Annotated in this window: 22 protein-coding genes; 11 read left to right on the top strand and 11 right to left on the bottom strand. The window is 37.8% G+C overall.

All coding sequences use genetic code 11. The features are described from left to right. Nucleotides 1-5: 5 nt before the first annotated feature. The 4 genes from LB450_RS07300 to LB450_RS07285 all read right to left on the bottom strand — a co-directional run bounded on the left by LB450_RS07300 (nt 6) and on the right by LB450_RS07285 (nt 6,061). On the bottom strand, nt 6-1,076 hold the full coding sequence (locus LB450_RS07300) for an efflux RND transporter periplasmic adaptor subunit (protein ID WP_224487263.1): 1,071 nt from the start codon (nt 1,074-1,076) through the stop codon (nt 6-8). Next, nucleotides 1,066-2,394: a TolC family protein gene (locus tag LB450_RS07295; RefSeq protein WP_224487262.1), complete on the bottom strand. Its 1,329-nt coding sequence runs from the start codon at nt 2,392-2,394 to the stop codon at nt 1,066-1,068. Before LB450_RS07295 ends, LB450_RS07300 begins: the two co-directional genes overlap by 11 nt. Before the next feature lie 938 nt (nt 2,395-3,332). Continuing rightward, nucleotides 3,333-5,630: a TonB-dependent receptor domain-containing protein gene (locus LB450_RS07290; protein WP_224487261.1), complete on the bottom strand. Its 2,298-nt coding sequence runs from the start codon at nt 5,628-5,630 to the stop codon at nt 3,333-3,335. A gap of 47 nt (nt 5,631-5,677) precedes the next feature. Beyond that, nucleotides 5,678-6,061 carry a hypothetical protein gene (locus tag LB450_RS07285; protein WP_224487260.1) on the bottom strand — a complete coding sequence of 128 codons (384 nt, stop codon included), beginning with the start codon at nt 6,059-6,061 and terminating at the stop codon, nt 5,678-5,680. A gap of 220 nt (nt 6,062-6,281) precedes the next feature. Here LB450_RS07285 and LB450_RS07280 point away from each other — a divergent pair, with 220 nt between their 5' ends. The 7 genes from LB450_RS07280 to LB450_RS07250 all read left to right on the top strand — a co-directional run bounded on the left by LB450_RS07280 (nt 6,282) and on the right by LB450_RS07250 (nt 13,953). Then, nucleotides 6,282-7,484, top strand: coding sequence for a DUF4856 domain-containing protein (locus tag LB450_RS07280; RefSeq protein WP_224487259.1), 1,203 nt, complete (start codon nt 6,282-6,284; stop codon nt 7,482-7,484). 77 nt (nt 7,485-7,561) lie between these two features. Further along, on the top strand, nt 7,562-8,671 hold the full coding sequence (locus tag LB450_RS07275) for an imelysin family protein (protein WP_322962763.1): 1,110 nt from the start codon (nt 7,562-7,564) through the stop codon (nt 8,669-8,671). 65 nt (nt 8,672-8,736) lie between these two features. Next, entirely contained in the window at nt 8,737-10,101 is a 1,365-nt protein-coding gene (locus tag LB450_RS07270; RefSeq protein WP_224487257.1) for an HTTM domain-containing protein, read from the top strand. Further along, nucleotides 10,082-12,511, top strand: coding sequence for a TonB-dependent receptor domain-containing protein (locus LB450_RS07265; protein WP_224487256.1), 2,430 nt, complete (start codon nt 10,082-10,084; stop codon nt 12,509-12,511). Before LB450_RS07270 ends, LB450_RS07265 begins: the two co-directional genes overlap by 20 nt. 101 nt (nt 12,512-12,612) lie before the next feature. Next, on the top strand, nt 12,613-13,209 hold the full coding sequence (locus tag LB450_RS07260; protein WP_224487255.1) for a Crp/Fnr family transcriptional regulator: 597 nt from the start codon (nt 12,613-12,615) through the stop codon (nt 13,207-13,209). A gap of 67 nt (nt 13,210-13,276) precedes the next feature. Continuing rightward, nucleotides 13,277-13,564 (top strand): hypothetical protein, encoded by a 288-nt coding sequence (locus LB450_RS07255; protein WP_224487254.1) that lies wholly within the window; start codon nt 13,277-13,279, stop codon nt 13,562-13,564. Beyond that, a complete protein-coding gene (locus tag LB450_RS07250) occupies nt 13,561-13,953 on the top strand; it encodes a group III truncated hemoglobin (RefSeq protein WP_224487253.1) in 393 nt (130 codons plus the stop codon). The genes LB450_RS07255 and LB450_RS07250 overlap by 4 nt, the downstream gene beginning before the upstream one ends. A gap of 64 nt (nt 13,954-14,017) precedes the next feature. On the opposite strand, the gene nadA is transcribed toward LB450_RS07250, so the two are convergent. Genes nadA through LB450_RS07235 form a run of 3 tightly spaced genes read right to left on the bottom strand, consistent with a single transcriptional unit; the run spans nt 14,018 to nt 17,452 of the window. Further along, complete coding sequence (gene nadA / locus LB450_RS07245) at nt 14,018-14,944, bottom strand: quinolinate synthase NadA (protein WP_322962762.1); 927 nt, start codon at nt 14,942-14,944, stop codon at nt 14,018-14,020. A 9-nt stretch (nt 14,945-14,953) separates the two neighbouring features. Then, nucleotides 14,954-16,960, bottom strand: coding sequence for a glycyl radical enzyme family protein (locus tag LB450_RS07240; RefSeq protein WP_224487252.1), 2,007 nt, complete (start codon nt 16,958-16,960; stop codon nt 14,954-14,956). A gap of 60 nt (nt 16,961-17,020) precedes the next feature. After that, nucleotides 17,021-17,452: an RrF2 family transcriptional regulator gene (locus LB450_RS07235; RefSeq protein WP_224487251.1), complete on the bottom strand. Its 432-nt coding sequence runs from the start codon at nt 17,450-17,452 to the stop codon at nt 17,021-17,023. A gap of 75 nt (nt 17,453-17,527) precedes the next feature. Between LB450_RS07235 and LB450_RS07230 the strand changes: the two genes are divergently transcribed. From LB450_RS07230 to LB450_RS07215, 4 genes are all read left to right on the top strand, one after another. Beyond that, entirely contained in the window at nt 17,528-17,986 is a 459-nt protein-coding gene (locus tag LB450_RS07230) for a hemerythrin domain-containing protein (protein ID WP_224487250.1), read from the top strand. 151 nt (nt 17,987-18,137) lie between these two features. Continuing rightward, nucleotides 18,138-19,064 carry a DnaJ C-terminal domain-containing protein gene (locus LB450_RS07225; RefSeq protein ID WP_224487249.1) on the top strand — a complete coding sequence of 309 codons (927 nt, stop codon included), beginning with the start codon at nt 18,138-18,140 and terminating at the stop codon, nt 19,062-19,064. Further along, nucleotides 19,051-19,350, top strand: a complete 300-nt coding sequence (locus LB450_RS07220; protein ID WP_224487248.1) for a chaperone modulator CbpM — start codon at nt 19,051-19,053, stop codon at nt 19,348-19,350. The genes LB450_RS07225 and LB450_RS07220 overlap by 14 nt, the downstream gene beginning before the upstream one ends. A 30-nt stretch (nt 19,351-19,380) precedes the next feature. Beyond that, on the top strand, nt 19,381-20,124 hold the full coding sequence (locus LB450_RS07215; RefSeq protein WP_224487247.1) for a VIT1/CCC1 transporter family protein: 744 nt from the start codon (nt 19,381-19,383) through the stop codon (nt 20,122-20,124). Between the two features lie 92 nt (nt 20,125-20,216). Here the strand turns inward: LB450_RS07215 and LB450_RS07210 are convergent, their stop codons facing one another. The 4 genes from LB450_RS07210 to LB450_RS07195 form a co-directional block, all read right to left on the bottom strand. Further along, nucleotides 20,217-21,275 (bottom strand): DUF481 domain-containing protein, encoded by a 1,059-nt coding sequence (locus tag LB450_RS07210; protein WP_224487246.1) that lies wholly within the window; start codon nt 21,273-21,275, stop codon nt 20,217-20,219. Nucleotides 21,276-21,298: 23 nt separating this feature from the next. Next, complete coding sequence (locus LB450_RS07205) at nt 21,299-21,730, bottom strand: copper resistance protein NlpE (protein WP_224487245.1); 432 nt, start codon at nt 21,728-21,730, stop codon at nt 21,299-21,301. A 29-nt stretch (nt 21,731-21,759) separates the two neighbouring features. Then, complete coding sequence (locus LB450_RS07200) at nt 21,760-23,079, bottom strand: metal-dependent hydrolase family protein (protein ID WP_224487244.1); 1,320 nt, start codon at nt 23,077-23,079, stop codon at nt 21,760-21,762. Nucleotides 23,080-23,331: 252 nt separating this feature from the next. After that, entirely contained in the window at nt 23,332-24,516 is a 1,185-nt protein-coding gene (locus LB450_RS07195) for a hypothetical protein (RefSeq protein WP_224487243.1), read from the bottom strand. Nucleotides 24,517-24,524: the final 8 nt, after the last annotated feature.

Below are 24,524 nucleotides of genomic sequence, written 5' to 3'. Positions count from 1 at the left end.
AAGATTTAATATTTTACAGGCATTCCATTATAAAGTTTGGAATCTGCAGAAGTTATAATAGACTCATCACTGCTTAATCCAGAAAGAATATTAGTATGATCGCCATAGCTAATTCCAGTTTCCACCCATCTTAACATGGCTTTATTTGCTGGACTTACTACAAATAAACCCTGCAAACCGCCTCTGCGGAAAACTGCTGATTTTGGGACGAAAATTCCTTGATCTAAAACGTCGGTGACAAGTTGAATTTCAGCTTGTTGACCAGAAAACAACTCGACATTGTTCTTGTTGATCAGTTCTGCTTTCACCACATATTGACCACCCGAATTAAGTGAGGAAGAGCTAAATTCTGAAATTTGAGCATCGATTTGTTGACTGCCATTAGAAATTTCAACTGTTGCATCTTGTCCTACTCTTAAAGCGGAAATCGCTCGTTCTGAAACCGAAAAATGGAATTCAAAGGCATTGTCAACTTCCATTTGAAGGATAGGGGTTTGTGGATTTGCCAAATCTCCTTCCTGGGCCAATTTTGAAGTGATTACGCCTTCGAAAGGAGCTCTGATGTTGAAATATTTTAATTCTGACTTTATTTCTTTTAGCTGACTCTCAACTGCTGCTTTTTGACTTTTTACAGACTTGTATTTCAATCTAATAGATTCTAATTCTTTTTCTGAAACACTATTTTTTTCCCTTAAGTTTTTATAGCGTTCATAGTCTTTTTCAGCATTTTCGAGTGTGGCCTCTATCTCTTCGAGTTGAGCAGAAATCTGAGCCTGTCTTGCCTGGAGATCATCGCTGTTCAATTTGACGAGTAATTCATTCTTACTGACAGCATCCCCTATATCTACAAAGATTTTATCTACATAACTCGCTACTCTGGATTGAACCCCAATAGACTTTGAAGATTGAATTTTACCCTTATGGTTCAAGCGTTGAGGTAAGCTGGTAACAGGTTTTTGAACCTTAACTTCTACCGCTTCTGGTTGAGGGTTCTCGTTTTGAGTTTCTTCTCCACAGCCTGCTAAGCTTAAGATAAGCACGGCAAATAAGACTATAGGTGATAATTTATTTTTCATAAGTGTAGTTGTTTGCTAAAAATTGGACATATAACTGGGCGTAATTAAATTCGAATATGGATTGATTGTAAGACAACCTCATGGCAGACTGCTGTTGTTCTGCCTGAAGTAAATCGGTGGTTCTCTCAAGCCCTTCTTCAAATCTATCTTTCCTGATTTTGTAAACCTTTTCTGCCTGTTCCAGGGAAAGTCTATTTCTGTTGAGTTTTTGTTCTGCCTCTCGAAACTGTCGTTTTGCTTTTTCCAATTCCAGGTAAGATTGAGAGGTGTACATGGACGCTTCCAGCTGCGCCTGGTCCAGACTTGCGGTTTCTTCTTGGAGTTTTGCGATGTTTCTGCCTCCTTCAAAAACAGTCCAGTTGAGAGATGCACCTACAAAGAAGTTTCTGGAGTTGGTTGAAAAGATTTCGTCATCAAACCACTGTACATTCCCAAAAGCGTTAAGCGTTGGGAGAAAGGATAACTTTGAAGCTGTCTGCATTTTGGATTGTGCTTCTGTTTGTAAATCGACAGCCAAAACATCTTCCCTTGTTTCAATCTGGTTGCCTTCTTCTGGTGCAACCACATTTAATTCGAGTTTTGAAGTTGGCTTTATCACAGCATTGGAATCTTTATTCATAAGAAACAGGAGATAATCTGAAAGATTCTTAAGTTGATTGGATGCTGAGACGTACTCATTTTCAACTTCATTCAATCTTACTTCTGCATTCAAAACATCTGGTATAACCAGTAAACCTTCGTCATAAAAGTTCTGTATAGTTTCGAAATTTTGTCTGGCAATTTGTTTAGTTTGCTCAAGCACCTCCAGGCCTTTATAAGCGAGCTGAAGTTGCATATAAAGTTTTTCTACTTCAACTAAAAGTGCTTTCTCTTCAAATGTATTCTGAAGCTGCTGCGCTTCCCTCTGGGCATTTAATGCTGAGCGTTGTGCCCACTTATCCAGATTGATAAGAGGCTGCTGAATTTCTAAAGCAGTGGTGAAGTTGGAAATCGCGCTCGGGTTGTTCAAGTTATCGATTTGAAAATCCTGCTCCGTAAAAACACCTTGATTTAACAAAGTACCAAAAGCCTGTACAGGATTATTGGTTCTGTAAAAACTATGAGAGACGCTTAGCTGTGGTAAAAATGCAGCATTGGTTTGTCTGTATTGTGCTTTTATTTTTCTGAATTTACTTTCATTAACTTGAAGCGACCTATTGTTTTCAAGGACTTCGGTTTTTAATTCCTCAAGCGTAAATTCTATTTCTTCCTGAGCCTTTATTTGCCCAAGACTGAATAAAATAGCTGTAAAAGCAACTAATTTTAGGTATGCATTCATGTGTTTTGAATTAGGAATTGCAAAATTATGTATTAAGATACGCATTGAATGTAACAAATGTTCTATAAGCCCTTTTTTTTTGATTTTCAAATGAGATGGCTATAAAGCTCAGTCTTCGTGTGTGATGCGCCTAACTCTTAATTCACTATGTTTGAGAGGAGTAGGTGTGTTGTCAGTTTCAGTGTTGTCATTCCGCCGGAGACACTTTTTGGCAAAGGCAGGGAATTTTTTATAGTCTGTGAGTTTGTGAGTGGTGAGTAACTCCCCCGATTATACTATTATTCGATTATTCCAATAGTCGATTTCACTGAAAAAGCTCCTTCTGAATGACAAATTCAATATTCAGTATTAACAATTTGTGAGTTTTTGAGTTTGTGAGTTTTTGAGTTTGTGAGTGGTGAGTTACTTCCCCGATTATACCATTATTCGATTATTCCAATAGTCGATTCCACTGAAAAAGCTCCTTCTGAATGACAAATTCAAAATCCGTTGTTCTGTATGAGTAGTCTGTGAGTTTTTGAGTGGTGAGTTACTCCCCCGATTATACCATTACTCGATTATTCCAATAGTCGATTCCACTGAAAAAGCTCCTTCTGAATGACAAATTCAATATTAAGTATTAACAATTTGTGAGCCAGTGAGTGTTTTGTTATTCCCTCGATTACACCATTACTCGATTATTCCATTATACGCTATCACTGAGAACCGATAACAGTTTACCAACAATTAGTTTATCAGTAAAAAAAAATCACCTCTCACCTTTAAGCCTTCCGTACTCATTTTGCGTTAGCGATGGAAGTGTGTAGCCTGCCTGCGCCTGCCTGTCATGCCTCTGGCAGGCAGGTTTCCTTGGAAGGCAGGCCCGTAACCCCTCCCCAATACTTTGGGGAGGGAGAGGACTAGTAATGGACAGCGTGTAAAAACACCATCAAAATCAATTAAAACTCATACTTTACAAATACAGTAAAATTTTGACCTGGATCGGTGAGGCGTTCCATTCCGCTTAAACTGGCGTTGGCCTGATTTCTGAAAGCAAAATTTAAATGGTCATAATATTGCTGATCAAATGCATTCAAAACTGCTCCGCCAAGGTTAAGGTCGGGTAACAACTCATAACCCAATCGAAAATCAACCAATTCGTAACCTGGCGTCGCCTGATTTTCACCAAATGAAGTCGCAAGTTCGTCCTGTTGGCTTACGACTCTTAAGTCGGTGGCAATCCAGAATTTGTTTTTGTTGTATTGTAAGCTCAACTTGCTACGCAAAGGAGGCGTAAGTGGCAGGGATTCGTTCAAATCCTCATTTCTAGCGTATACGTATGCTGCTTCAGCATCAAATTGAAAATTATTAAAGAAGTTGACTCCCAGATTGGCTTCAAAACCTGTTTTGTAAGCATCATCCAGATTTCTAAAGACTTTAGGGTTTAGAGGTTCCTGATTGGGCATAAACTTTCTCGTTTTGGTAGGATCTATGATGGCGACGATGTAATTTTCGAATTGAGAAAAATAGACGGAAGCTCCCCAGTCCAGTCTGTCGACGGGTCCATCCATTGTTTTCTTACCCGTGTAGGCGACTTCAAATTGATTATTGACTTCGGCATCTAGATTTGGGTTTCCGATGTACTCAAACGGATCCTGCCCCACCTGAAAATGATTGATAAACCTCTCAATCATGTTGGCTGATCGCACCCCACGACCAAAAGCGAATTCCAATTGATTATCAGCATCCAGTAATTTTTTAAGCGATAGGGTCCCACTAAAATTGTGTTCAGTTCTGTTTCCTAAACCTGGATAGTAATCTTGGAAATCTGAAGCGGGATCTTGAATATCTGAGTTTACCACATCATATCGAATACCTGCGCTGAGAACTGTTGAGGTGTTGAGTCTGTAACGTGATTCTGCAAAAAATCCATAGTCATTGATAAACGACTCCTGCCAGATTTTATCTGTCAATTCTATTGGCGGATTGATTGACATTCCCATCATATTAAGCTTGATAAGCCGATTTCTGGTCCCGTCTCTACTGATTAAAAGCGCATCGGTTCCCGTGAAAAGTGTCCAGAACTCATCGAGTTTCCATTCTAATTCAAATCGACCACCTGCTGTAGTAGCTTCAACAGGAGAAAGAGCTTCAACTGTACTAAAATTACTTCGTCTGCTGTTACTCATTAAATGGTCTACGTAAGAATAGTAAGCTTTAGCCTGTATTTTTTGTAGTGTTTTACCTGGGTTTTTTTTAAAATAATCCAGGGATAGCATAGAAGAATCATCGTAATCTGAATCCATTGGTAAGGAAGCGTGAAGCACATCTCTTCCATAGGATTGTCTCCAGTGCAATTGCAAACGTTCCAGACTGGCGAAGTTGTAGCCTAGCCGAAGGCTGTAGTCTATACTTCTAAATGAAGAAGGGATTTCTCGACCAGCTCCATCTTCGTAGTTGCCAAAATCCCGGTAACCGTACATGCCCACGACATCGAACTTTTCTTCAGCATATTGAAGGCGAACCATGTTAACCATGGAGTTTCCATTGGTTTCATAGCCAGTAGAAGCACTTCCTGAAAAGCCATATTTTCCTAGTTCTGGACGTTTGGAAACCATATTGATGAGCCCGCCAAAGGTAGCGCCGTAGCGCATAGTGTAAGGTCCGCGAACCACTTCAATTTTTGCGATATCTTCTGGCATCACATGTGTTGTGATGGGATCCATTCTGTTGGGGCAAGCGTTCATGACTTTAGTACCACCGTCGTATTGAATGTTTAATTGTTCGTATTGTGAAGCTCGGAACGATGGATCTATGGCGTAATTCCCGCGTTTTATAAGGCCAAATCCGTTGATGTCTCGAAAAAGATCTGCTACATTTTTGGGCTGACTGACTCTTTCCGTTAAGTCTGGCGTGGTGATGTTCATCACAGGGTCCTGAAAGATCTTCCCTGTGACTAAAACTTCTGCCAGCTCTGTATTTTGAGCTTCCAGGAAAACAACTTCCGGAGTTGAGGATTTTATTTTTAAAACTTGAGAACTATAGCCTATATGGCTAACGCGGTAAGTTTTACCGATTTCTAATTTTAGAATCTTGTTTTCAGTAATGCGGTAATCCTCTTTGTTATTTTGATCGATGGCGTAAACCCCGGTAAGAGTTTCTTTGGTTTGTGCGTCTTTTACTTCTATAGACTTAGTTTGTGCAATTAGCATTATAGAAGTAGCCAAAAGGGATATGGCGCTTAGAATAAATTTCATGTTTAAGCATTTTATGTTTAACTATTGTGTTTAAAAAAAAGGTGGTGTTAAACACAAACTGCAGGAGGCTTAAAACTGCTTTTTAGATAATGAAATTTATAGAGTGAAGTATAAAAGTAGGAGTGTTGTTGTTTTGAAATAAAAGGATCTAAAATAAGATCTGTCTCATAAACAATAGTGGTGAAAATAAGTTCGCTTTCCAGGAAAATATTAGCATTTTTTGGAGTGTCTGTTTCTTTTTTATCGAGGACGTCACTTAGAAAGCATTTTCCATCACATTCAAGCTCAGGTTTATCGGTGTTCTCACAGTAATTTTCAATAAAGTTATCGGTGAATACCACATAATAGGATAGCCAAAATGCCGACTTTACTGTGAAGAGAAGCACAATAAGACTGAGTGCCAGCGCAATATGGAGTTTGATGTTTTTCACGTTGCAAAAATAAATAGAACAGTTGCCTTGGTTTGTGATTAAAATCACATTTGAAAACTATTTATCGTGTGGGCTTTCTTTTTTGTGGGCTTATGAAAGGAGTTTAAACTTTTAACTATTCTTATTTAAACTTAATACAAATAAAATTTGCTCAAGTTAAAATGAGTTTTATATTTGCATTGTATTTATAACAAGTCTAAATAAACATAATTTTTTAAAAATGAAAAAATCAAATTTAATCACAAGTCTATTTTTAAGTTTTACCGTTTTACTTTTAATCTCATGTGAAGATGATGATACTGTTAACGTTCCAGTTTTAGAAACTCCTGAGACCTATAGCTTTGAGCGTAATGGAAATAGCACAGTGAGTTATGGAGGTCAAACGACCAGAATTATGATGGGAAATGAGCTGGATGGTGCATTAAAAAACACTAGCCATACTGAAACTGAATTGATTTCTATGTATGCACACCAAGAAGGTGATGCTGATTTTTCTGATGCTGATTTAAACGCATCTGGTAAAAGCCTAAGAAGCAAAACAGCGGCCTCCAAAGATTATTTTTCCGCCAACACTACTGAAGCCCTTGCTATTAGAAACCAATTTGACGAATGGATAAGCAGTCAAGTCACAGAAGTTTTTCCAAACTGGAATACCATGGCAGCACCTGGTCAAGCCGGTCAAATTCAAGAAGCTGGTGGAGGTAGCGTAAGGTATGTGAACGCTAAAGGTCTAGAATACAATCAAGCCGTACTTAAATCACTTATTGGTGCTTTGATGACAGACCAAATGCTAAACAATTATTTGAGCACTTCTGTACTTGATGAAGGTAATAATATTGAAAATAATAATAATGAGATTACCGAAGAAGGTAAAAATTATACGACCATGGAGCATAAATGGGATGAGGCTTTTGGTTACTTGTATGGTACCGATAACCAAACCAATCCAGAGCTTGGTCAGGATAGCTTTTTGAACAAATATTTAGCTCGTGTAGAAAATGATCCTGATTTTGAGGGTATCGCCGGTGACATTTATGATGCTTTCATTTTAGGCCGCGCTGCTATTGTGGAAAAAGACTATGAATTAAGAGATCAACAGGCTGAAATTATCAGAGAGAAAATTTCTGAAATTATTGGGATAAGAGCTGTGTATTACCTGCAACAAGGTAAAAATAACATCGCTACCGATAAGGGCGGGGCTTTTCACGATCTCTCTGAAGGCTTCGGATTTATTTATAGCTTACAATTTACAAGACAGCCAGGCTCTGACAGCCCTTACTTTAGTAAAGCTGAAGTAGATACTATTCTGTCAACACTCATGGAAGGCAATGGCTTATGGGATGTTTCTGAAGACACTTTAGAGAATCTAGCAAGCCAAATCGCAGCGAGATTCGACTTTACATTAGAGCAGGCTTCTAGCTAATTTAGAATTAGTTTAAGATTAAATTAAATAAGCAAATGCCTTTCTGCTTTTATATTTGCAAAATTATAATTAATATGATGAAGAAAACAATTTTAGCCGTAGTTAGCCTTTTAATGATAGGAGCCTGTAGTTCAGATGACAGTTCTGATACAGATGCTATTCAAAATGATGACTTTGATCGTTCGGCAATGCTTGTCAATTGGGCAGATAACATTATTATTCCTGCTTATGAAGATTTAACTGCTAAACTTGAAACTTTAGTGGCACAAAAAGAGGTCTTTATCGCTGAACCAAATGCTGCAAACCTTGAGAGTTTGAGGACTGCCTGGAAAGAAGCTTACAAAGTCTGGCAGCATGTCGAAATGTTCAACGTAGGCATGGCCGAGAACACCAATTATATCTTTCAGATGAATGTATATCCAACCAATATTCAGGATATTCAAAATAATATTCAATCTCAGGATTATGATTTATCAAGCGTCAATAATAATGATGCGGTTGGTTTTCCTGCTTTAGATTATATGCTTTACGGGATGGCAGAGTCCGATGCAGAAATCATAGAGGTTTACACTTCTGCTGCTGATTCAGGTAAACGTAAAACTTATTTATCTGATTTGACTGATCAAATGAATACCTTAACTCTGGCTATACTAGAGGATTGGAAAAATGGCTACCGTGACACATTTATTGCCAATACAGATAATACAGCCACTGGCTCTATCAACCTAGTCGTCAATGATTTTATTTACTATTACGAAAAAGGATTCAGAGCAAATAAATTTGGAATTCCAGCGGGTGTTTTTTCGCCAAATCCTTTACCAGATCGCGTAGAGGCATACTATTCATCCGGTTTTTCTAAAGTTCTGGCTTTGGAAGCTATAGATGCTATTCAGAATTTCTTCAATGGTCGTGCTTATACCAGCGGGAATAATGGCAAGAGTTTGGATGATTATCTTAACTCAATAAAAGAAAGCGAAGAGTTAAGCTCAATGATCAATAGCCAATATGATGCCGCTCGTAGTAAAATAAGTACGTTAAAAGATTGTTTTGCCGAGCAAGTGGAAACTAATAATGTTACGATGACTGAAACTTATGATATTATTCAATTGGCGGTTGTGTTATTGAAAGTCGATATGCTCCAGGCTTTAGACATTAGTGTTGATTTTGTTGATGCTGACGGAGACTAATCCTTCTTAATCCTGTTAAATTTTATAAGGGATTTTCATAAGTTTGAAAATCCCTTTTTATACGTATGCTAAAGCACTTAAAATCCTATTGTAATCAACAAGTTTCAGCCGCACCCTTAGCGGTGTTTAGAATTGGTTTTGGGTTGATGATGCTCATTAGTATCATTCGATTTTGGAGTTATGGCTGGATAGAAAAGTTGTATCTCGATCCGAAATTTCATTTTTCTTACTTCGGGTTTGAATGGGTGAAGCCTATTGGCGACTGGACTTATCTCGTTTTTATCATCTGTGGACTCTCTGCTTTATTTGTGGCACTTGGGCTGAAATACCGTTTAGCTATTATTCTGTTTTTTTTGAGTTTTACCTACATAGAACTCATGGACAAGACCACTTACCTCAATCATTATTACTTTATCAGTTTAGTCAGTTTTTTGATGATTGTTTTGCCAGCCAATGCTTACTATTCTATCGATAACCTCATTAACAAGAAGCAATATTTAAACATCCCCAAATGGACTGTTGATTCAATAAAACTGTTGCTGGGTCTGGTTTATTTTTATGCAGGCTTGGCAAAGCTCAACAGCGACTGGCTGTTTAAAGCCATGCCTTTAAAAATCTGGTTACCTTCCAAATATGATCTGCCGTTTATCGGTGAAAATTTGATGCAGCAAGAGTGGTTTCACTTTGCTATGAGCTGGTCTGGAATGCTTTACGACCTTTTCATACCGTTCTTGCTACTTTACAAAAGAACTCGAACTTATGCCTTTGTGCTGGTGGTGTTCTTTCATGTATTTACACGAGTGCTTTTTCCCATAGGTATGTTTCCTTACATCATGATCATTGGAAGTTTGGTATTCTTTGATCCGAAAGTGCATCACAAAATCATACGCAGCATTCAAAAGTTCTTGAAGCTGTTCAGCATCAGTCCTAAACCTGTTGCCACAGCAACGTTTAATTATGCAAATCAAAAATTAATTGTTTCTGGCTTAGTCGTTTTTTTCGTGATTCAGTTGCTGATGCCGTTTAGATATGTGTTGTATCCCAGCGAATTGTTCTGGAGGGAAGAGGGGTATAGGTTTTCGTGGCGAGTGATGCTGATGGAGAAGAGAGGGTATGCCAATTTTAAAGTGGTGAACCCGGATAAAAACACCTATTTTTACGTTGATAACACAGATTTTCTTTCTTCGTTTCAGGAGAAACAAATGAGCACACAGCCCGATTTTATTTTGGAATACGCCCATTTTTTAGGCGAACAATTCAAAGCTCAGGGGCATGAACCCATCGAAATTTATGTAGAAAGCTATGTAGCACTCAACGGCAGAAGAAGCCAACCCTACATTGATCCCGATGTGGATTTACTAAAACAATACGAATCATTCCAGCCCAAAAGTTGGATACTACCATTTAAAGATGAAATTAAAGGACTTTAGCGTATTAATCTTTTTGTGTTTATGTTCAGTCATAGGCTGGTCTCAAACTTACCAGGTTGAAGGCCATGTGTATGACAAAGCCAGTCAAAAGCCACTTAAGTCGGTTAATGTTTACGACAGAGAAAAAGGCATCTTAGCCCAAACCAATGCATCGGGCTATTTTAAGCTTGAAACCTTGAAAGAAGAATTGAATTTAGTTTTCTATGGACTTCAATATCAAATCCTTGAGAAAACTATCAAACCTTCAGAAACTTCATCACTTAGCATTGAATTAGAAGCTTTGTCGGAAGAACTTTCAGAAGTCCAAATCATAGCTCAAAAAGAAAAAGTTTTTGCGCTTAACCGCCTTAATGATGTTGTAGGCACCGCAATCTATGCGGGTAAAAAGACAGAAGTTATTCAAGTTGACCAGTCTATGGCCAATCTGGCGACTAACAATGCCAGGCAAATTTACAGTCAGATTGCCGGATTGAATATTTTTCAAAATGACGATGGTGGATTGCAACTGAATATTGGAGGAAGAGGACTTAACCCCAATCGAACAGCCAACTTCAATACCCGCCAAAACGGCTATGACATCAGTGCTGATGTTTTGGGCTATCCCGAAAGTTATTACACACCCGCTTCGGCAGGCTTACAGCAAATTCAAATCATAAGGGGAGCAGCTTCTCTGCAGTATGGAACTCAGTTTGGAGGTTTGGTTAATTTCATCATGAAAGAGCCCAACCCAAACAAAAGCCTTGAAGTAATTACTCGAAATACAGCAGGTAGCTTTGGGCTTTATACCAATTTTACCAGCTTAAGCGGTACCAAAAACGACTGGAGTTATTATACGTATATAAATTATAAGCGTGGTGACGGGTTCAGGCCCAATTCTGAATACGAATCCATCAATATGTTTTCACACGTAGGCTATGAATTAAGTGAAAAAACAAAGCTCACTGGGGAAGTGACTTATATGAATTATCTGTCTCAACAGGCTGGAGGTCTTACCAATCAAATGTTTGCAGAAGACCCTTACCAAAGCAATCGTGAGCGCAACTGGTTTGAGGTGGACTGGTTGCTTTATAACATAAAACTAGCCCATGAGTTTACTGAAAAAACCAATTTCACATTCAATTTTTTTGGTCTTAATGCCAAACGAAGTGCATTAGGTTTTAGAACCAACAGAGTCAACCAAATTGACCCCAATAGTGAACGGGATTTGATTGTGGGTGATTTTAATAATTTTGGTTTTGAAGCCCGCCTGTTGAGTGAATATGAGCTGTTAGATAAAGACGCTACTTTCCTCATCGGTACAAAGTTCTACAACTCCAACAACCAGGAACAACAAGGAGCTGGTTCTGATGGGTTTGGTCCTGATTTTAGTTTTAGAAACGATGAATATCCGGGCTATCCCAATCAGTCAGAATTTGATCTGCCCAATACAAATGTAGCGGTGTTTGGAGAAAATATTTTTTATGTAAGCGAAAGGTTCTCGGTTACGCCTGGTTTCAGGTTTGAATATATTAAAACAGAAAGCGATGGGTTTTTTAGACGTATCAATACCGATGCTGCGGGAAATGTGATTGACGATCAAACCATCCAGGATCAAAGAAGTTTTGAACGTTCGTTTTTGCTTCTAGGACTCGGTTTAAGCTATAAACCCTATGATGATGTCGAAATGTATGCCAACATCTCAGAAAACTACCGTTCTGTTACCTTTTCCGATATCAATATCAGCAATCCCGCTTTTGCTGTGGATCCCGACATTACCGATGAAGAAGGCTTTACTGCTGACTTAGGTTTAAGAGGGAATTTCAATGATTTTGTGTCTTATGATGCAGGTGTTTTTGCTTTATCTTACCAGGGAAGAATTGGTTTTATACAAAAGGTTTTAGAAGATAATCGAATCATCAGTGAAAGAGGGAATGTGGGGGATGCTCTTATCTACGGCGTAGAGTCTTTATTCGATTTCAATGTTAAGAAGATACTTAACCTAGACCCGGTTTACGACCTTAATGTTTTCGTGAATACCTCGGTCATCAATTCAGAATATACTAATTCTCAGCGTCCAGGCATAGAAGGTAACAGGGTAGAATTTGTGCCTGATCTCAACCTTAAAACCGGGTTCAAATTTGCTTATAAGAACTTTGCCGTCAATATGCAATACTCGTATTTGTCTGAGCAATTTACAGATGCTACAAACTCTGTGGAGGCAAGCTTAAGTGGGGTCATTGGGGAGATTCCTCAATATGATATATTGGATTTTTCTTTGTCTTACCGCTACAGAAACTTCAAACTCGAATCTGGCGTCAATAACCTTTTGGGCGAAGAATACTTTACCCGAAGAGCAACAGGTTATCCTGGACCGGGTATTATCCCTTCCGCACCAAGAAACTGGTATGCTACGTTAGAGATTGAGTTTTAGGTTTGAAAGCTTTATTAATATCAATTGTCCATACAAAAAAGACTTTTCTATGCGATATTATTCTAAAAATGTGATCTTTATGACATGTTAAAAGCTGCCTTATGATCAACCCCGATTTATTGTTACAATTCAATGCCGAACTCATTAAAATAGAGAAAGGCCATATTATTTTCGACTATGGCAGCAAAGCCCAATTTTATTTTCAAGTGAAGTCTGTTGAAGTGAAAATGAATAACGTCAACCGGGATGGTAAGGAGTTCATTCAAGGGATTTTTTATGCCGGACAAAGTTTTGGAGAGCCGCCTTTATTTGCAGATGTAGCCTATCCTGCAGGAGCTGAAGCTATTACAGATGCTGAACTATACCGCTTGCCGAAAGATATTTTTTTTGAATTGCTTAAACAAAACCCTGACACACATCTTAAAATTTCAGAAGTATTGGCCTCCCGACTCTATTACAAAGCGATTATGGCTTCAGAAATTTCATCTCAGGAACCTGAACATCGAATTTTGAGATTGCTAGACTACACCAAAAAGCATATCCATGACCTGGATTCGACAGACGTCCTGGAAGTAGACTTAACGCGTCAGCAAATCGCTGACTTAACCGGTTTACGGGTAGAAACCGTTATTCGATCCTGTAAGTCACTGGAGAAAAAGGGAGAAATTCAAATTAAAAAGCGAAAGATTTTCAGATAAATTCCAGAACTGATTCAAATCATAAATGGTTCTCATGTTGCTTTGTACTTTGTAAAAAAAAAGTACAATGGACATAATTAATAGATTATCAACTGATTTTGAAAGGTTTTATATGGCAAATTCTATCCTGGGCATCATTGTTTCTAGTTGCCCTGGCTCTATAGCTGCTATGATGGTTTTGGCAGATGGAAATTCTGTTTATCACGTTATTCATCTGAGCTGGATTGTGATAGTCGCCATGATTTATAATGCTTCAGTTTTAGTCGGATTAAAATCAAAAATGGTTTTTTTATTACAAGTGATTAGTGTATTATCAAGTGTGCTCAGCATTGCTTATTATATTTTTATTTCATGAAAACAGACCTAACAACAAGGGAAGATGTGTCTAAGCTAGTCCATCAATTCTACACAAAAGTTCGTAAAAACGAGGAGATAGGTTATTTTTTCAATGAAACCATCCAGGACTGGAATGAGCATCTTGAGAAACTAACCGATTTTTGGGAAACCAATTTACTTTTTAAACGCAACTACAAAGGCAATCCGAAACTGGCGCATCAACGCGTTGACCAGGATTTCGATCAAAGCATAGAGCAAAAACATTTTGGTGTCTGGTTAAATCTTTGGTTTGAGACTGTGGACGATTACTTTGAAGGCGATCTCGCCGACCGTGCAAAAAATAACGCCAGGAATATGGCTTCTCATATATTTATGCAGATTTACATGAATAGAAAGACCGATTCCTAAAAGCTAATCTTAGTTATAAAAACCTAAACTTACAAAGCGAACTTTAAACAGCGCTTTTATCGCTTTAGTGTAGACTCATCATTTCTTTTAAAGGGACGGCTGCTTTATGAGCTACTTCATGATGAAGTTTTATCTCCGGGTCTTCATTTTTTAAACAGTCATAAAGCTTTTGTAAAGTATTCAGTTTCATGAAATCACATTCTCTGCAAGCACAGGAAATATCGTCCTGAATGGGTACAGGAATCAGTTTTTTATGTGGAACTAATCTTTGCAACTCCTGAAGTATTCCAGTCTCTGCAGCGACGATAAATTCGTGATGTTCGTCTTGTTTTACAAAATTGAGCAGCTTTGAAGTTGTGCCAACAAAATGGGCTATTCTCAAAACTTCAGCATCACTTTCGGGATGCGCAATTAGTTGAGCATAAGGGTATTCAACAACTAAATCTAAAATTTTATTGAAATAAAAGGCTTCATGCACAAGGCATGAGCCATTCCAGACTATCATATCTCTTCCCGTTTCTTTAATCAGGTAATTTCCTAAATGTTCATCAGGAGCAAATAGGATCTTTTTATGTTTAGGAATTCTGTTTACAACCTCTAAAGCATTGGAAGGTGTACAAACTAAATCACTCATGGCTTTAATTTCTGCACTACAATTGATACTAGCGAGGATAAGGTGTTCAGGATAGTTATCGATAAATTTTTTAAAATCTGTTGCATTACAATCATCTGCCAAAGAGCAGCCGGCATCCAAATCGGGTACTAAAACTTTTTTAGATGGATTTAAAATTTTAGCGGTTTCAGCCATGAAATGAACACCTGCAAAAACGATAAGTTTTGCAGATGTTTCTTGGGCTTTTTTAGCGAGTTCAAGACTATCACCACAATAATCTGCAATATCTTGAATAGCCGGATCCTGGTAATAATGCGCTAAGATCACTGCATCTTTCTCTTGTTTGAGCTGTTTAATCTCCTTCTTTAAATTCATCATAGTTAGTATTTATATCAAACAGGTATCGTTATTGCAAAATTTTTCTCCTTTACCATCTTCAAAAGACTGTATGCTGAAATCTCCTTTCATTTTAGATTTCATCTGTTTATATTTTTCTTTGGAAATGGCTTCATAAGGCATTTGCGCATAAGCTCCCATTTCTAACTTGGGTAAAAAGCTAATAGACTTAAGGTCATATTTGAAAAAATCTAAAATCGGTTTAATTTGATCTGCTTCTTCTGGTTTAAACGTAACCGTACACGACACCTGATTATCGGACCAGTAGCGTTGCAAAAACACAGCTAAACTCACTTGTTCCCAGATGCTGACTTCGTTTAAGGATTTGCCTTCATTATGAATAGGAAATGAAACCACAGCAGAGCTTGGATCCATTACATCGTCTTCAATTTCCAGTCCAGCTTCAAAAAGTTGAGGTATTAATTTTGAGTTTTTAGCTATTCGAATTCTTCTGATGTAATAGTTAAATTCAGGATAATGACAGCCAGGATTTACTCCTGCTAATAGACTTACTGTTCCTGAAGGTTTCACACTCGTGGTTTTGATGCTTTTAGGGACACATAACCAGGACGAATAAATCTCATCCCAACTTTGAATTTCCTTATAGCCAGACTCTAACCAGTTTTTGAAAATTTCTAAAGAATTCTGACCAATAAAATTTGTAACCCCTGTAACAGATGTTCCAATGCGGCGGTTGCGTTTTTGAACCCGATTGGTTTCATGCCATGTGGTAGTCACCAAGGTGGCGGTTTTACCAACGAGATAGGCGAATTTTAAGGTTCGTAAGTAATCTTCCTTGTTTTCAGCTCGTGATGGAAAAGTTTCTACCAAACAACAAAGTTCATAGCTCTCCAAAGACTGTTCTCCACAAGGATTAGTACCCACTGCTTTATGATCTTTATGATCTGCAGGGTCAGACATCCTGGAATATGCTCTAATGTTATCCATGAATACATAACCAGGCTCACCATTTATAGCCGTTTGTTTAGCTAAGTCTTCGAAATCTGTGTTATTGTCTACAAATACACTGTTATTTGATGCCCAGCCATAGGCAGCCCGATGAGCGTTTTCTCCTACATAAGTTTCAGTTTTACTGTCCCACTGGTAATCTTTAAGTTTCCTGTACTCTTCGCTTTCGGCGTTTCCCAGAGCAATTTGCGCAGTACGTCTCACATTTCCTGCAACCACACACTGTCCTATCATATTCATGATATCGGTTATGACTGTGATGCTTAGGTTCTTTTGATTCACCCGGTTTAAAATAGTACGAATCTGCTCATGAAGTTTTTCTAAAGGTTTTGGTCCAGAAGAGATGCCGCCAAATCCGTGAATGGGTTCGCCTTCTTTTCTGATAAGGCTATAATCAAACTCGATTTTATGGGTTTGATTAGTATTAAAATGCTGGCCAAAATAGGAGGCTAGCAACAACTCCAGGCTTTTCACCCAGCCTTCTCTGGAGTCAGGAATAACATAGGTTTCGGAATCTTTTTCAGGTTGATGGATTTGAATTTTATGCTCACCAGAAACATCAAAGCCAACGCCAACACCTACCATACTCATGTCCATCATAAAGGTGAATGGTTTCACAGCATCACTAATGCTTTTATCTATATCTTTTGTGGATACAAAGGCGCAATTGAATAAAGCCTGACCGACTTTTTTTTCATGGATAAGGGGAGTTCCCAAGGCCCAAAGCATTCTGCCGGGTGGTAAAAACTTCATAGTGAACATTCGGGCAAACATTTCCTGAGCTGAGCGCTGGGCTTTGGTATCGTTCCAGCCCAATTCATTTCTAAGAATATGTTCTTTTTGAAGGCTGTAACAACCTTCTACAACTCGTTGTATGGTTTCAAACCATTGTTCATTTTCTCCATTGGCTTTTAATCTGGAGTAGGTGCGGTGATAGGTTAATAATCCCAAGCCATTAAAACCAAAATCAGGTTTAATCTGGCTGTACTTTTCAACAAAGCTTTCATCAAGTTTAAAATCTAGTGGCATAGATGGTGTTTTTTAATATTTATATTAGGACAAATTTGTCTTATTTCAGGGTAATTTTTTTTATTCCTTGAAATAGGCATTTTTTTCATTCACGCGTTTAGCGATAATCTCTAAATTAGTTTCTTGTAATTTTATTTTTAAATGTTGCCTGGCAGATTTTAAATGATGATGAACAATACAAGGATTTTTTTCTGAACAGGTCCCAAACCCCAAGACGCAACCTTCTAATAATTTTTTCCCGTCTATGGCTTCAATAATCTGTGAAAGACTGATGTTAAATTGATCGGGTAATGAAAAACCACCAAATCGCCCGCGAGAACTGACTAACAAATCAGATTTGACTAAATCTTGTAAAATTTTAGCTGTAAATGCTTTTGGAGAGTCAATAGCCTTAGAAATGGCATCCACATCTACTTTTTTGTCCGACTTTTTTTGCTGATGTGCAATAAAGGTCATTATTTTTATCGCATATTCACAGCGTTTTGAAAACATATATATGATTTTGAAGTAAAAATACAGCTAATATTATAATAAGACAAATAAGTCCTTTTTAGTTATCAACAACTTATGAACAGCCCGATAAAACGTCACGAAGCCTTAAAAAACCTAAGTAGAGAACATCATGACGGGCTTATTTTTGCCTTGCGTCTACAGAAAGGAGTGACGAAAAAAGCTGAATGCCAAGTCATGGAAGCCTATGCTGCCTGGTTTTGGAAACATCACTTAATTCCTCATTTCGAAATGGAAGAAAAGCATCTGTTCCCCAGATTGAATGAAGAACATGAGTTAGTAAAAGAAGCAAAACAGCAACATCGTGACTTAAAATCTCTTTTTGAAATTCAGTCCAAGGATTATGAAGATTTCAAAGCTATTTATGAATTGCTGCAGAAGCACATTCGCCTGGAAGAGCGTGAACTGTTTAATTTGATTCAAGAAAAACTCACCGAAAATCAACTTGCAGAATATCAGAACATTCATAATTCTCAACAGGCATGTGAAGTCTGGCCTGATTCGTTTTGGAAATAATTTGATTTTGATTTTTGAAAATATTTAAATACATCATTTTTTTTAGGATATTCAATTATACCTAAGAGTTTTTGAGGGTAAACCTTATATGTTTAAAACAAAGTATCTAACTTTGGAATAGATGCTTAGCAATCAAGCTTAAATATCAGCTATGGAATTTATCGATTATTATAAAATACTAGGCCTTTCCAAAAAGGCCACTGAAAAGGAGATTAAGGCAGCCTATCGAAAGCTGGCTAGGAAATACCATCCAGACTTAAATCCTAATAATCAGGAGGCAGAAAACAAATTCAAACAGGTCAGCGAGGCTTATGAAGTACTGAGTAATCCTGAAAATCGAAAAAAATACGACGAATTTGGTAAGGACTGGAAACACGCAGATGAATTCAAAAAAGCTCAGCAGCAACAAAGACAGCAGCAACAAGCCTATCAGCATACTGGAGCAGATTCAGGTCAGCAGGAATTTTCAGGAGATTTTTCAGATTTTTTTGAATCCATGTTTGGTGGCCAGGGAAGAGGTAGTAGTCAGGGAAGAAGAACAGGACAAACCAAGTATAGAGGTCAGGATTTAAATGCTGAATTAGAATTAAATTTAAAAGATGTTTACACCTCACAAAAACAAACATTAACTGTAAATGGTAAAAAAATCCGTTTAACATTTCCTGCAGGCATTGAAGATGGACAGGTGATAAAAATAAATGGACATGGGGCACCGGGTGCAAATGGAGGACCAAGTGGAGATTTATACATTAGGGTTTCAATTAAAAATAACACCGAATTTAAACGAGACGGAAAGCATTTATATACCACAGCAGATTTAGATCTTTACACAGCTTTGCTTGGCGGCGAGGTCTTGCTAGACACTTTTGATGGCCAGGTGAAACTTAAGGTGGCTCCTGAAACCCAACCCGGCACAAAACTAAAATTGAAAGGAAAAGGCTTTCCTGTCTATAAAAAAGAGGGTGAATTTGGTGATTTGTTTGTAACCTATCAAGTGAAACTGCCAACAAACCTGTCCAAAAAAGAAAAAGAACTAGTAACAGAATTACAAAACATCAGAACTCATGGAAACAAATAAGATGATACTTGTGGAACAATTCTGCTCGAATTGCGATATAAATTTTTCTTTTATCAATGCCTTAAATGACTACGGTGTTATTGAAATCATTGTTGTAGATGATAAAAAATATATTTTAAACCAACAGCTAAAAACGCTTGAGAGAGCCATTCAATTTCATTACGAGTTGAACATTAACATAGAAGGTATTGACGTAATACATAATTTGCTGCATCAAATCGATGATTTACAGGAAGAACTGAGGCTGACGAAAAATAAGTTGAGGGCATTTGATGTCGATGAATAAAGGATATAACGAACCAGACTAAGAAAGGCCATGGCAAATAACAAAACGACAGAGGTATCTGCGGATAAGGATGCTGATAATATCGATACTTATTTAGACGCACATTATGTTCAGCGAAGCAATTGGTTGCGTGCAGCAGTACTCGGTGCAAACGACGGTATTATTTCTACGGCTAGTTTAGCTATTGGGGTTACGACCGCAAGTTTAACACGAGATCCTATTTTGTTGGCGACTACTGCAGGAGTAGTAGCCGGAGCCCTTTCTATGGCTGCTGGAGAATACGTGTCTGTAAGCTCTCAAACCGATGTTGAAAAAGCCGATATTGAACGAGAGAAAAAAGAACTGGAAGAGATGCCGGAACTGGAATTACAGATGCTGGCCAAAATTTATGAAGAACGCGGACTGAAAAAAGAAACAGCGCTTAAGGTAGCCAAGGAATTGACGGCAAACGACGCTTTAGGGGCGCATGTTAGAGATGAGTTGGGCATCAACGATATCAATCAGGCAAAACCTATACAGGCAGCTTTAACTTCCTGCATAGCATTTGCTTTTGGCGGCGCTTTACCTTTGCTGGTTACCATTTTTGCGCCGATGGATTCGATGGAATATTACCTGTACGGCTTTACCATCATTTCCCTGATTATTCTCGGAGCAATCTCAGCCAAAACAGGTGGTTCTGGTATTCCAAAAGCCATTCTTAGAATTGTGATCTGGGGCTCTATCGCCATGGGATTATCTGCTCTTGTAGGTTATTTGTTCGGGGTGAATGTTTAGATATTGTCAATCTTGATTTTAAGAAAAACCAATTGCAAGATCAAGGTTGGGAGAGACAGTTTCAGCAATAAAAAAAGAATCAGAATTGTGTTTTATAAGCTCCAGCCTACAGTAGTTTGAAAGATATAATCTGTTTCACTGCCGCCTCGAACAGGTTGATTATCATAATTTAAACTGATGCCAAAATTGATAAAGAAATCTAAAGGTAAATCATATTTCACATCTAAGTTGAAATCTGTTCTCCACCGCCCAGATTCAGTTAAACTCGGGTAGACTACGACTCTGCTCAACAGGTTTAAATCGCCTATATCGTAAAAATTGACTTCGGTTCCCAGGAAAGCTTCAGAACTGTTGTTATATGTGTTTTGACCTTCGACGCTAAAACTTTCATTATTAAAAGAAATACCGGTTTGCAGACCCCAGTAGAGGCTATTGGTTTGGATGATATATTTACCAAGACCAGCTTTACTTACAGTTCTGAGGTCTATATTTTGAGCGGTATTCGACAGCCAATTCACCTCTCCTAAAAGAAACCAATTTTTTTTAAGGAAACGATTGTAAATAAGATTAGCATCCAGTCTTTGGGTAGACGAAACATCACTTTGTGCTGAAATGATATGGTTATAACGTGACAAAGCAGACCAGCGCTCTGCTCTGTAACCCAGATTGCTTCTCACACTGTATTGAGATAGATTATTGGCTTTTGTAAAGTTATAGCCGATACTTAAGGACACATTTACATTGCTCCAGAAATCAAAATCTATTTTTTTGAGGAAAACAATGTCATTGATTTTAGACCTGACTAAAGTATCATTTTGATTTATTACGGATACGACATCATCAGATACACTTTCCAAATGCCCCGTGTAGCGTTTACCTGCACTAAGAGTTATTAAATATATTGTTTGGGTTTTTACATTCTTTATTTCATTCCATTTAATTTTGAAATCGGTATTGCTGTAATCGGTTTCAAATAAGGCTATATTTTGTTTCATTTCTTTAAGCTGCCCAACTATAAGATCGCCATTTTTTAATTGAATAGAATCTGTTTGAGCTGATAGACTATTGCTCCATAAAAGAAAAAAGAACAGAACTACAACAACAAATTTTAAATGAATATGTCGTTCAGAGGATTTATAAATACACTCCATAATAAATTAAAATTTAAGTCTATCTAAGGGCTTTTAGTCAGCTCATAAAAACCTGAAAGGTCACCTGTTATTTTTTCACCATTTATGTCTAAAGCAAAGAGACTATTTTCCCCGACTTGATAGGCGTTAGGTTTGGGATGGTCTAGCCTAATGGCGCTACCCGCATCGTTCCAGGAGAATTTACCGGTGGTTGTATAAGTTTCATCGGTTTTACCTAAATAGGTTTGTTCCTTAACATAAGTCAAATCCTGATGTAGTGTGATTTGAGTTTTTATCCCTTCACAATCGGCACAAGGTAAAATCCCTTTGTAAACGCCATCCCAATCTAGTGCATACCGACTGTTATCTGCAGTTGGAAGAACATCATAATTCTTGTTTTCTTGCTGATTTGGTTTGTCTTTACAGGAAGCCAAAACCAACAGCATCAGTAAAACTAAACTAAAAAAATACTTCATATCAAAGGTTTTTAATTGTCAAATTGACATTAGTTAAGTCTATTTTTAAAAATCTGCCCGTTTTTCATTATTAAAAGAAGTTTTTCTTCTGCATTATTTAACAGCTCTAAATCTTTAAGCGGATTACCATCGACGATGAGAATATCAGCCAATGCACCTTCTTCTATAACACCAATTTTACCAGCGTAAGGGCTTCTTTTGCCAGACATAGCAAGTAAATCTGCATTGTCTGCAGTAGCCATTTTGAGAATTTCAAAATTATCAAACCAGCGTTTCATTTTAAGCAATTGTACATTGGGCTGCGCTGCTTTCTTTGCATTAAATAAGACATCAGAGCCGTAAGCAATTTTCATTTTGTATTTTTTAGCAAGAGCAAAAGCCTTGTCTGTACCTGAGTACATTTCCAATTGTTTGGCACGACTTTCTGGCGATAAATTACCAGTATTTCCTTCGTCAATAAACGGTTGTAAACTCCAAAATACATCGTTATCTACCATGAGTTTTACGGTTTCTTCATCGATGAGCTGACCGTGGTCTATGCATTTCACTCCCGTTTCGATGGCTTGCTGTATGGCTCGAGGCGTATAGGCATGAACAGTGACATAAGTTCCCCAATTCTCCGCGGCTTCTACCGCTGATTTGATTTCGGGAATAGTATACTGTGTAACATCCAGCGGATCATAAAGGGAAGAAACGCCGCCACCAGCCATCAATTTAATCTGACTCGCACCCTGCATGAGTTGTTCTCTGGTTTTCACCCTTACCGCATCAGGACTATCGGCAATGGCAACGGCATTGATACGCTCTGCATAGGACAAGCCACGGTTTGGATCTGAAGGAATTTCGTTAGGTAAGCGAAAATCACCGTGACCACCGGTTTGCGAAATAAATGCGCCAGAGGGCCATATTCTTGGCCCTTTAGAAATACCTCTGTCGATGGCTTTTTTTAAGCCAAAAACTGGACCTCCCAGATCCCTAACGCTTGTGTACCCATTCATGAGTAAGTTTTCAGCATTTTTAGCTGCTGCAAGGTTGATAAAACCAATATCTGAAGTGAGTAAAACCACTTGTGGAAGACTCGCAAACATGGTATGGTAATGCGCGTCTATCAATCCCGGCATAAGCAACTTACCATCCCCGTCAATGACTCGAGTGTTTCCACTTTTGTCTGTCGCAATGGGGTTGCTGGAGATTTTGCTAATGCTGTTATTTACAATAAGAACATTAGCCTTAAATGTTTTTTGATCTTTACCATTAAAAATTTCAACATTGTTGATTAACGTGGTTTGCTGAGCAGCTAAACTGCTCACATAGATTAAACATAAAAACAGGATGGATGCAAGTCTCATAATATTAGTTTTATAATTAGCATAACAAATATTATAATTATTTACATAATTAACATAAAACAGATGTTATTTATTAATATATAATTAGTCATACTGTATTTTTCGGTCTGTAGTTTTATTTAACTTAAGAGATTCTGAAAAGTTATTAGTTTTAAAAATCAGGTTTCGACTGCGCTCAACCTGACAAGGACTTCGCCTGCCTGAGTTCCTCGGAAGGCAGGGGGGCGCAATCTGACAAGGACAACGCTTGGGCTAACCAGTCTTGGAAGTCAATTGATTTTGATTCTTCCTGATTAAAAGAGTTTGGCCTAAAATTGTAATCACAGCAACACTAAATAAGCAAGAAGCCATAGCTAAATAGGTATTCAAATTGGGTAAATAATCCCATTGAAAGTTAATGATGCCAGCGCGATAGAAGATTAAAAATTCGGTTGAGATAAACGCGATGAGGTATAGGCTAAGGCTAAACTTTGAAAGCCTGATCCATTTCAGGTAGGAGGCCAAAAACAATAAAAACAAACTGACGAAGCCTAAGAAAAACCAATGTAAATACCCAATGACCACATCCAAGTTTGCAGCGGCTAGTTCAGCAAAAAAAGGAATCCCACTCAAGGTTTGCATCGTCAATTTTAGGATGAAAACAAACACAAGAAACTTAAGAATAAATTTGGATTGGGGGATTAATGCTTCGTAAAATGGATCAAAGGACTTTTTAACAGATTTCCACAAATAGAAGAAGCCAAGCCATAAAGACAAACTTCCTAAATTGCTGAGTAAATACACCGTCCAGTGTGATGTTGCCCAAAGTGTGGATAAGAAAAAGGTACCGATGATTCCTATATGGAAAAGGAAAATAAATTTTGAAAAGGATTTGGTTTCGATTATGAATTGAGTTTTCTCCAGGATAAACACCAGGAGGCCCATAAAGGCTAACACAAACCAAGCATTATATTGAAAGTGGAGGTAGAAATATATCGCCAGTTTATACCAAACTGATTCGTTTCCTAAAGTTGCCATAACTGGTCCTAAAGCCCATGGACCAATGGAGGATAATACCATGTAAAACAAGGCATGTTTGATGAGGAGAAATGATTTTCTGGATTTGAATTCAGGTGTTGTATGCTTTAAAATAAACCCGAAGAATACATAACTTACCAGCAGGAATAAGGTGGAGAATGTTATCGACACTAAAGCATAACCCTGAATTGGAAAGGCCATAAGCATCCCGATTAAACAAGCCTGAGTTGCCCAGAAAATTTTGGAGTAATGTTTTTTGACTTTAGATTCTGAAACAAAAAAATAAACGATAAAACTGCTTAAACCTAAATAGACCCAGCCCAATAAGGCTACATGCGAATGGGCATGTACTACGTATTTGTAGTTGCTAACCATATCCAAACTGAAAGGTGTGGCTGCGAGTCTAAGAAAAAACCCCAAAACAGCAA

It is taken from the genome of Psychroflexus curvus (genome assembly GCF_020164585.1).
In the GTDB taxonomy this organism is placed as follows: Bacteria; Bacteroidota; Bacteroidia; order Flavobacteriales; family Flavobacteriaceae; genus Psychroflexus; species Psychroflexus curvus.
Note: the sequence above shows the minus strand (reverse complement) of the source record. Positions and strands in the feature narration are given on the sequence as shown.